2 protein-coding genes are annotated in these 11,452 nt (G+C 67.7%); both read left to right on the forward strand.

Translation table 11 applies throughout. The features are described 5' to 3' along the window. Positions 1-10 precede the first annotated feature (10 nt). Positions 11-4,696, forward strand: a complete 4,686-nt coding sequence (locus tag ACZ5U5_RS01975) for an SDR family NAD(P)-dependent oxidoreductase (protein ID WP_469015060.1) — start codon at positions 11-13, stop codon at positions 4,694-4,696. A gap of 2 nt (positions 4,697-4,698) precedes the next feature. Further along, positions 4,699-11,448, forward strand: coding sequence for a type I polyketide synthase (locus ACZ5U5_RS01980; RefSeq protein ID WP_469015062.1), 6,750 nt, complete (start codon positions 4,699-4,701; stop codon positions 11,446-11,448). The last annotated feature ends 4 nt before the right edge of the window (positions 11,449-11,452 follow it).

Genomic DNA, 11,452 nt, shown 5'->3' on the forward strand with positions numbered 1-11,452 from the left:
GGGAAGTCACATGGACAATGTGAAGGCTTATATCCTCTCGCAAGTCGCCAACAAACAGCTCGGCAGGGATGCGGCCAAGAAACTCCTGCTCGAACTGTCGGACGCCCATCTGCACCAGGACATCGCCATCGTCGGGCTGGCCGGACGCTTCGCAGCCGCCACGAGCGTCGACGCATTCTGGGAGTTACTGCAAGCGGGACAGGACTGCATCCGGGACTTTCCGCCGGCCCGCAAGGACGAGCTCTACGACATCCTCCGCAATCCCTCCTACTCGGAGTTGGTCATCGGGGCCGCGGTCGACGAGGCCGATTGGGACAGGATCAGTACCCCGAGTGGATACCTGGACCGGATCGACCACTTCGACGCGCGCTACTTCGGCATCCCCCCGGCCGAGGCCCTCTACATGGACCCCTATCAGCGGATCGCCCTGGAGGTAGCCCAGGAAGCACTGGAGAACGCGGGATACGGCGGCGACGCCCTCAAGGGCTCCCGGACCGGGGTGTTTCTGGGCAGGGACCAGACGAACTACTCGTACTACCGCATGCTCGCCGAGGATCACCCGATGCAGTTGTCGGGGTCCTGGGAGGGGCTGGTGGCCGGCCGGATCTCCTACCAGCTGGACCTCAAGGGCCCGTGCGTCATGACCGACACCGCCTGTTCGGCGGGCGCCGTATGCATTCACCAGGCAATCCAGTCGCTCCTGCTCGGCGAGTGCGACATGGCACTGGCCGGTGGCTTCAACCTTCAGCAGGGCGGTGAGGTGAAGACCGGCCACACCCCCGGGATGTCGCTGGGCAGCGTCGAGGCGGACGACAACGTCGTGCGCACATTCGACGCGGGGGCGAGCGGAACGATGTGGGGCGAGGGCGCGGGTGTCGTCGTGCTGAAGCCGCTCCGGCGTGCCCTGGCCGACCGCGACCACATCCGCGCCGTCATCAAGGCGACGGCCATCAACAACGACGGCGCCTCGACCGGCATCACCGCGCCCAGTGCGCTGACGCAGGAGCGAGTGATCCTCGACGCGTGGGCCAAGGCGGACGTCCCCCCAGAAACGATCACCTACGTGGAGGCGCACGGCACCGGCACGGTTCTCGGCGACCCGATCGAGATCAAGGGCCTGAGCAACGCGTTTCGACGGCACACGGCGCGCAAGCAGTTCTGCGGGATCGGCTCCCTCAAGACGACGATGGGTCATCTGGTGGCCGCGGCCGGCCCGGCGTCCGTGGCCAAGGTCGTGAAGTCGCTCGAGACCGGGATGCTGGCTCCGTCAGCCCACTTCGACGTGCCCAATCCCTACGTCGACTTCACCGGAAGTCCGCTGTACGTCAACGACCGTCTGACGCCCTGGGACTCCGGTGGCCTGCCCCGACGCGCCGCGATCAACTCGTTCGGCTTCATCCGGACCAACTGTCATCTGGTCCTCGAAGAGGCACCCCGGTACCGGAGCGAGGCCGCGCACCAGGACCGCTACTGCTTCACGGTCAGTGGCAAGTCCGAGGCTGCCCTCAACGAGCTCCTCGACGCGTATGCGGCGCTGCTGGCCGGTGAGTGTCCGTGGTCGCTCGCCGACATCTGCTACACGTCCTCCGTCGGGCGTGGTCACTACGAACAGCGCCTGCTGATCGTCGCGTCGGACAAGGAACAGCTCGCGGAGTCCGTCGACCGGCTCCGGCGCCGGGGCCTGGGCACTGCTGAGCAGAACGGGATCTTCCATGGCGTGCACGCCGTGGTCAGCAACAAGAAGACCGTGCTGGACCCCGGCGACGTCACGGTCCAGGCCGCCACACGTCTGTCGGACACGGCGAACGCGAGGCTCGACGAGTATCTCTCGCACGGCGACCCCGTCGACCTCGCGGAAATCGCCACGGCATACGTTCAGGGCGCCCGCGTCGACTTCGCGCGCTACTACGACGGAGAGGGCCGCAGGCGGGTGCCGCTGCCGTCGTACCCGTTCGAGAAGACCCGCCACTGGGCCAGGCCCAAGAAGACGCGCGTCCAAGGCATCAGCCGAGTCCGGGAGCACCCACTGCTCGGCGCCGAGGTCAGCCGCTCGGAGGCCTCGGTCGTGTTCGAGAACACGCTGTCCGTGGACCGGCACTGGGTGCTGTCGGACCATCGGATCGATCACCGTGCCGTGGTCCCGGGCACCACGTACCTCGAGATGGCCCGTGCCGCGTTCACCGCCGTGGAGAACTCGCCACGCGTCCGGTTCGAGAACGTCTTCTTCCTCCGCCCCCTCGCCGTCGAGGACGGGGTGGGAGTCTCGGTGCGAACCCGACTCGACCGGGCGGCCGACGGCTACTCGTTCCAGGTGGCGAGCCGTCAGGGTGCCGAGTGGGTCACACATGTCGAGGGCCGGGTGACCTCGTTCGACGGGGCGGCCCCGGCGACCGTTGTCGACACCGGCACGGCGAAACGCGCGGCGACCGAGGTCACGGACCCGTTCGTCACCGAGAGCGACACGGGGGTGTTCCAGTTCGGACCGAGGTGGGACTCCGTACGGGCGTTGTGGAAGAACGGCGCGCAGGCACTGGCGCTGCTCCGGCTCCCGGAGGGGGTCGACGCCGAGACCGCGGCCTACGGTCTGCACCCGGCCAAGCTCGACAACGCGGTCAACCTCATCTCCCAGACCGGCGGACACACGTTCCTGCCCTACCTGTACAAGAGCTTCGTCCTCCACCGTCCCATGCCCGAGACCTTCTACTCGCTGATTCGCACGGTGCGCGACGACAGTCGCGACGGCGAGACGATCACCTACGACGTGGACCTCGTCGACACGGACGGCCGGATCTTCGCCCAGGTCACCGACTACACCGTCAAAAAGGTCGACTGGGAGCGTTTCGCACTGGACGGCCCCCAGCGCTTCCTCGAGGTCGCCTGGGTGCCCGTTCCCGCCGTGGAGAAGACCGCGGACGAGAACTCCGTGTGGGCCGCGATCGTGCTGGACACCGCGGCAGGGCGGGGCGTGGTCGACGGGATCAGGGCCCACGGCCATCGTGCGGTGCCGTGCTACCTGGCCGAGACCACCGACCTCGGCCGGGACGCGTTCGCGCTCGATGAGGACGGCGTGCGACTCCTGTGTGAGCGGCTCCGTGAGGAGCGGATCCAGGGTGTCCTGTTCGCCACCGACTACTCCGCTGACGAGGGCCTCTCCCACCAGGAACGGCGAGCCTACGGCGTGGACGCTTTGTTCGGCCTCTACCACGGCCTGCTCGCCCATCGGGTCAAGCCGGCGCTCGGTCTGAGGGTGCTGGGCAAGGACACGTGGCAGGTCGAAGACGGGGTTTCCGGCACCGATCCGTACGCCGCCGCGACAGCCGCGCTCGCCCTCGTGATCGGTCAGGAGCACCTGCCGGTGGGCGTGCTGGACGCGGGTTCGGACACGGACATCGGCCTCGCCGTACGTGAGTGCCTCGGCGGCCACGGCACGCCGCCGCGAGCGCTCCGCGGATTGCGGACGTTCATGCGTGAGCTGCGCCATGCCGAGGCGAACGAGGCACCGGCCCGCGACCTGTACGAAGGCGGGACGTTCCTGATCACCGGCGGGACCGGCGGCCTCGGTCTCAGCATCGCCGAGGAGATGGCGCGAGCAGGCGCGGCCAGGATCCTTCTCGTCGGCCGACGGTCACTCGACGAGGACACCGCACGTCGCGTGCGGGACCTGGCCGTCGCGGAACACCTGCTCTGCGATGTCTCGCAGGCCGCCGAGGTGCGGAGCGCGGGCGAGCGCCTCCTCGCCGAGGGGGTCGCCCTCGACGGGATCATCCACGCCGCCGGCACAGCCGGTGACGGCTTCCTCGCCACGAAGGAGCGCGCGGTCTTCGACGCTGTTCTCGCTCCGAAGGTGGACGGGAGCGTCGCGCTGCTGGAGCTGGCGAAAGCTCACCCCGGCGCGTTCCTGGTGTTCTTCTCGTCGATCACCGCGATCACCGGCGGGCAGGGGCAGGGAGATTACTGCGCCGCCAACGCGTTCATGGATTCCCTCGCGGCCCGGGCGAAGGCCGAGGGGATCCGCGCGCTGTCCATCAACTGGCCGTCGTGGTCCGAGGTGGGCATGGCCGTCGCCTACGGCCTCGGGGCAACGGACGCCCCCTTCACGGCCGTGTCGGTGAAGGAAGGCCTGTCGTGGCTGGCCTACTTCATCGGCAGTCCGGCCACGGGCGTCATCCCGTCCGCTTTCAACCTGCCGGTGCTGAGGGACTTCCCGGGAGAGCTGCCCTTCCGGCTCCGGCCCGAGGTGCAAGCCGCCATGGAGAACGCCGGCGCGGAGGAGACGGCGGCGCGCGGCGACGGTGCCGATGTCCGCCTCACGGGAGAGTCGGACCCGACACCGACACAGCTGCGCGTGGGCGGAATCTACGGTGCCGTACTCGGCCTGGCCGAGGTCGACGCACACACAAGCTTCCAGGATCTGGGCGGGAACTCCCTGATGACCGCACAACTCCTCTCGATGGTCGACGAGGCGTTTCCAGGGGTGGTCGACATCGCGGACCTGTTCTCCTATGCGACGGCCGCCGATCTCGCCACCTACATCGACGAACAGATGACCCCCGAGAACGGCGACGACGTCGGCGACCGCCTTGAGCCACCGGCCGCCATGGAGGCGGACCAGTCGCTCAAAGAGGCCCTGGACGAGATCGGCGACGCGGAGCTGACCAGTCTCTTCGGCGAGGCCGACGGCAGCGGGGGGAACTGAGGATGCCATCGACCACGGACATCAAGAAGGATCTACTGAAGTACCTGCTCATGCAGGTCAAGCAGGAGACTCTCGACGTCGGCCGGGCCAAGGAATTCATCAAGGCGATCGGAGAGCCGGGACAGGCGAAGGACGAACCCATCGCCGTCGTGGGGATCGCCTGCCGCTTCCCCGGAGCACCCGACAAGGAGCGGTTCTGGACCAATCTGCTGGAAGGCCGGGAGCACATAGGCGACTTCCCGAAGATGCGCGAGGAGGACTTCCGGCGGGTCGACGGCACCTCCCCCCTTCGCAAGGGCGGATACCTGGACCGTGTCGACCTCTTCGATCCGGAGTACTTCGGTATCCCGCCGCAGGTAGCGGTGCAGACCGATCCGTACCACCGGAACCTGATGGAAGTCCTCGTCGAGACGGCGGAGGACGCCGGGTACTCCAAGAGCGAGCTGGGCGGGTCGAATGCCGGCATCTTCGTCGGCAATGACCACACCCACCGGATGGTCAGGTCGTATCTGCCGTTTCTCTCGGAGAACGACTTCTCGACCGTCACCGGTTCGTGGTCCGGCGTCCTGGCCAGCCGTCTTTCGTACCACCTGGATCTCCGAGGGCCGGCGACCGTCATCGACACCGGCTGCTCGTCCGGCCTGGTCGCGCTCGACGCGGCGATGAAATCCATCCGGCAGGGCGACTGCGACACGGCCTTCGTGGCTGCCATCAATCTCCTTCTCGCACCGACGAGCATCGCGGGCGAGACCGAATCCGACGACTGCCGCGTGCGGGCGTTCGACGTCGCCGCGAACGGCACGGTGTGGAGTGAAGGCGTGGCCGGGGTGTACATCAAGCCGCTGTCACGCGCCGTGGCGGACAAGGACCACGTATACGGCGTGATCATCGGCAACTCGGTCAACAACGACGGCCGCAGCAACGGCCTCACCGCACCGAACGCCCGGGCGCAGAAGGACCTGCTTGTCCACGCGTGGCAGCGGGCAGGCATCCCACCGGAGTCGCTCTCCTACATCGAGGCGCACGGTACAGGGACGCCGCTGGGCGACCCGATCGAGATCAAGGGACTCACCAGTGCGTTCGCCGAGTTCACGAGCAAGAAGCAGTTCTGTGCACTGGGCTCGGTGAAGACGAACATCGGCCACACGGTCGGCGCCGCCGGCCTGGCGTCACTGATCAAGGTGCTTCTGTGCCTCGAGCACAGGGTACTTACGCCGTCGCTCCACTTCGACGTACCGAACCGCTATCTCGATCTCGCCGAATCCCCGGTCTACGTGAGTGACCGGACCAGCGGGTGGGAACGGACAGAGACACCGCGCCGGGCGGGTGTGAGCAGTTTCAGCCTGAGCGGGACAAACTGTCATGTAGTGCTGGAGGAGTCTCCTCCCCAGCAGGAACGGCCGGACTCCCGCCGGGGCGTGCACCTTTACCCGATCTCCGCGCGGAATGCGGAACTCCTCGCTGAGACCGCGGCACTTCAGTTGGCCTTCCTGGAGGACCATCCCGAGTACCGCCTCGACGACATCTGCCTCACCATGCAGAGGGGCCGTGAACATCAGCCCGTGCGGGCGGTCATTCTCTGCGACAGCCGTGCCGATCTCCATGCCGGCCTGACGCGGTTGTTGCGCCCGCACAAGGAGCACGACGAGGCGTTCCCGGACAACCGTCCTGTCGTCCTGCGTGCCGAGGCCGACACACACCAGATGGCCGATCTCCCTGTTCGGTTCCGGCAGTTGACGGACTCTGTCACCGGATACCTCGCCGGCCGGCCACGGCCGTTCGTCGGCCTGTACCAGGACGCAGACGTCCGTCGGGTGTCGCTGCCGCCCCAGCTCTTCCACCATCTGCGTCTGTGGGACGAGAACGTCCGCCCGGCCGCAGACGTCGTGTCGGAGCAGGACACCGTCGAGCAGGACCGGAGCATCCTGGCGCAGCCCTCGCGCCTGCACGGGGTGGCGGATGCCCCATCGGCCCGCAAGGTGATCGCGTGGGTCTGGTCCGAGACCCTGGGGTATCCCGCGATCCGCGGCACGGATGACTTCTTCCTCCTGGGCGGAGACTCCATCTCGTCACTGAAGATCACGCAGACGCTCAACGCCGAGCTCGGCCTTGCCATCCCCCCGGCCACGTTGCTGACGGAACGGGTCTTCGACGATTTCGCGGACACGGTCAGCCAGGACTTCGGCCTCACCGACGCGCACGTCCAGTCGTTGCTGGGCGGGCCGGACCGCGGTCCTGCGTGCCGCCCGGACGTGAAGGAGATCGCCGAGGAGTACGAGCTGCCCCTGACCGCCGCCCAGCGGAGCGTGTTCTTCGCGAGCCAGCGCAACGAGGAGTCGGTGGCGTACAACGAGGGCGGTCTGACCATCCGACAGGACCCGTTCGACGTGGCCGGACTGGAGACGGGTCTGCGCGCGCTGGTCGAACGGCACGACAGCCTCCGCTCGACGTTCCACGTGATCAACGGGGAGCCGTTCCAGCGCGTCCACGCGAGTGTTCCGGTGACGGTCGAACACCGGCGGCTCGGGGCCCTAGCCCCAGGCGAGAGCCACGAGAGCCGGGCGCGCGAAGAGATGAAGGACTTCGTCCGGCCGTTCCGCATCGATACGGCGCCGCTGTTCCGTGCCGCGTGCTTCGCATTCGACGACGGTGTGACGTGCCTGGCGATCGATATGCACCACATCATCACCGATGGCGCGTCCATGGGGGTCCTGTTCCGGGAGCTCGCCGCGGTTTCGGAGGGTGCGGCGCTCCAGCCCTTGCCGAAGAGCTATCGGGCCGCACTCCGTGAACTCCTCGACCGACAGAACCGGATCGACCTTCTGCCACACCGGAACTACTGGGTCTCCACGTTCTCCGACGAGGTGCCGACGCTTCAGCTCACCACCGACTGGCGGCGGACCGACGCCCTGGCCGGAGAGGGAGCGACGCTCTTCACCACCCTCGACGGGCAGACGCTGCGAGCCGCCAAGCGCTGGGCCAGGGAGCACGACATCACGCCGTACATGCTCTTCCTCGGTGTGTTCCAGCAGCTGCTGTCCAGGATGAGCGGACAACGTGACCTGGTGATCGGCGCTCCGGTCATGGGACGGCCGGACCTGACCTACCAGGATTTCATCGGCATGTTCGTGAACACGCTTCCGCTCCGGATCGCCACCGAACCCGGGGCCGGCGTCGGGGAGTACTTCTCGGGGCTGAAGTCGACCGTCCTTGAGGCGTTCGAGCACCAGGACTATCCGCTGGAATTTCTGATCGAGGAGATCGAGCCGCCGCGCGAACCCGGGCGGCGACCGCTGTTCGATGTCTGTTTCGTGCACCAGAACGTCGACATGGGCATGGGACGCGAGAAGCTCGTCCTGTTCGACGACGGCAGCGCCAAGTACGACCTCACGCTGAGCACCCGTGAGACGGACGAGGGACTCCTGCTGAAGTGGGAGTACTCCACCGCGCTGTTCAGGAAGGAGACGATCGATCTCTATGCCGAGCGCTATGCGGAACTGCTCCGTTCTGTTCTCACGGCGGAGAACGAGGACCGGCTCGGTACTCTCCAGCTGATCCCCCCGCGGGAGGCTGAGCTGATCCAACGGCTCGCCGCGGGCCCCGCATCACCGCCGAAAACACCGAGCATCGTCCAGCTGTTCGAGCGACAAGTCGCGGCCGCCCCGCACAGGACGGCGCTGATCACGGACGACGAGCACCTGTCGTACGGCGAACTCAACGTGCGGGCGAACCTGGTCGCCCATGGCCTGATGCAGCGCGGAGTCGCGGCCGGAGCGCCGGTCGCCCTGCTCATGGACCGATCCTTCGACATGATCGCCGCCATTCTCGGCATCCTGAAGGCCCGTTGCTACTACATCCCGCTCAACACCGGCTTCCCGGCCGAACGCCTCCAGGTGATGCTGGACGACTCGGGGGCCGGCCTGCTGCTCGCGACCGCCGCACGGATGCAGGAAGCGACGCCACTCTCCTCCGACCGGCTACAGGTCCTGGAACTGAACGCCTGCATGGACACGACGCGGGAGGCGACGGACCCGGGCCTCCCGAGCAGCAGCGACGACGAGATCTACGTCATGTACACGTCCGGAACCACCGGGGCCCCGAAGGGTGCCCTGATCCGGCAGCGGGGCGTGCTGCGGGTGGCACACCGGGCGGCCTTCGCCGACGCGGACCGCGGCGACACCTTTCTCCTGCTCTCGGACTACTCGTTCGACGGGTCCGTCTACGACATGTACGCGGCGCTGACCAACGGCGCCTCGCTCGTGATCACCAGCCAGGAGACCGTCCTGGACGTGGAACAGCTCGGGGCCACGATCGAGCGTCACGGGGTGACGCGCTTCTTCATCACCACGTCGATGTTCAACACGCTGATCGACATCGCTCCTGACGCGCTCGCCGGCGTCCGCAGGGTCATCTGCGGTGGCGAGGCCGCCTCCCCCGTCCACCTGAGGAAGGCGTTCGACCTCCTGGGGCCCGGCCGCATCGCGAACGGCTACGGGCCGACGGAGACCACGGTCTTCGCGGCCGTGCACGTATTCGACGATCTCGAGGACCACGACACCGTCCCCATCGGCCGGGCCGTCGGCGGCACCTCGCTCTGGGTGCTCGACGAGCAGCTGCGCCCTCAGCCGATCGGCGCGGTCGGCGAGCTGTACATCGGCGGCTCCGGCCTGGCCGACGGATATCTGAATCAGCCGGGCCTGACAGCTGAACGGTTCGTCAGGTCACCGGCAGTTCCCGGCGAGAGGCTCTACCGGACGGGCGACCTGGTCGCCTTCAAGAGCAACGGCCTTCTCTACTACCACGCGCGCGCCGACCAGCAGGTCAAGCTGCGGGGCTACCGCATCGAACTCGCGGAGGTCATCAACGTCGCACTGGAGGAGCCTTACGTCCAATGGGCGCACGCCGCCGTGCGCGAGACAGGCGCGGGCGGCGGGAGTCTGTGCCTGTGGGTGCGGTACGAGGACGGCGCCGACCACGACGGCTCGCGCCTCCGCGCGGCGCTGCGGCGGCGCCTGCCGAGTTACATGGTGCCGTCGTTCATCGTCGCGACGGACGAGGTGCCGTTGAACAAGAACGGCAAGGTCGACGCCGCAGCGCTGCCCCCGCCGGCCGCCGCTCCCCACGCCTCGACGGCCCCGCCGGTGAGTGAACTCCAGCGGCAGATGGCGGCGGCGTGGTCCCACGTGCTCGGCATCGTCGTGGAGGACATCGACGCGAACCTCTTCGCACTGGGCGGCGATTCCATCAAGGCGATCCAGATCGTGGCCAAGCTCAAGCAGTTCGGCATCGGGGTCCGCGTCATGGACATCCTCGAGCACCAGACCATCCGCGTGCTGGCGGAGAAGGCGGCGGACACCTCCCACCTCCGGTCCGATGCTCAGGTCTACGATCAGGAGCCGCTGTCGGGACCGCTCACCGCAGGCCCCATCCAGCACGCGTTCCTCGCTCGCGCCGACAACCGGAAGCACCTGTTCAACCAGAGTCTGCTGCTCACGCTCGATGAGCCGCTGTCGCTCGACCGTCTGCTGCGCGCCGTGCGGCGGCTGGTGCGGTACCACGACATGCTGCGCGTGGAGATCGACGCGCAGGGCCGGCTGTGCCTCCGGGACGTCGACGCGCCTTCGTTGATCCATGCGGAGACGGCGCCGGACGACCTGCCCGAGACGGAACTCCCCGGATATCTGAAGGCACTGCAGGCCCGGGTGGACGTCCAGGGCGGACCGGTCGTCGCGGTGTCCGCCGGCCTCGGGGACGGGGGGCGAGGCTTCGCCGTCGCGATCCATCACCTGGCCGTGGACGTGGTCTCGTGGGGGATCCTGGTCGAGGACCTGATCACCTGTGTATCCGCCGTGGACGCCGACCTTCCGCCGAAGACCATGTCCTTCCCGGCGTGGACGGCGGACCTGAGGCGGTACACGGAGGACGGCGGCTTCCAGTCACAGCTCCCCTACTGGACGGACCTCGCACAGGGCGCGGCGGACGCCGGCCGGCTGTTCGGCGAGGACGACCTCGCGCGAGGCGAGAGCGTCGCCGAGCTGATTCGCCTGGAGGAGGCGGAAGGCAGCTGCTTCCTCGATGCCTCGCGCCAGAGCTACGGAGCGGGAGCGGCGGAGACACTTGTCGCCGTACTGGCCCGCGCGCTGGCCTCGGTGACCGGCCATGACCGGATCCTGGTCTCCATGGAGGGCCATGGCCGCGAACCCGTCGCCGGTGACCATGACGTGAGCCGTACGGTGGGCTGGTTCACCACCACGTTCCCGCACCTCGTCCAGGTCGAGGACGGTGTGGAGGACACCGTCGAATCCGTACGGCGCTCCTTCGACCGGCTGCCGGACAAGGGCCTCGGGTTCGGTGCTCTCCTGCGGTTCGGGTCGGCTCCGGGCGAGTGGCGTGAGGCACTCGAGGGGCTTCGTCCTCAAGTCAGCTTCAACTATCTGGGCAGCCAGGAGAGCGACGGAGATCTCTCGGTCACCCATCTTCCGATGGACATCACGACCGACGAGGCGCATCGATCGCCGTACGTCCTGGACATCACGGCGCACCGGACGAGGAACGACGTGGTCTTCGAGGTGCGCTGTCCGAAGACATGGCGGGACACCGGCGCCGTTCGTGAGATCACCGAGGCGATCAGAACGTCGTTCCGTGACGTACGCGAGGCGCTGACAGCCGGCGAACGACGGGGCTTCCGTACCTCGTCGATTCGTCAGCACGTCGTCGACGACATCCTGACCGACCTGGTCGACGAGATCTAGGCAC

The organism is Streptomyces sp. NPDC033177, assembly GCF_055577715.1.

What these genes read in the sequence shown, in the direction of transcription:
- ACZ5U5_RS01975 (WP_469015060.1), top strand. Translation starts at nt 11, where the DNA reads ATGGACAATGTGAAGGCTTATATCCTCTCGCAAGTCGCCAACAAACAG.
- ACZ5U5_RS01980 (WP_469015062.1), top strand. Translation starts at nt 4,699, where the DNA reads ATGCCATCGACCACGGACATCAAGAAGGATCTACTGAAGTACCTGCTC.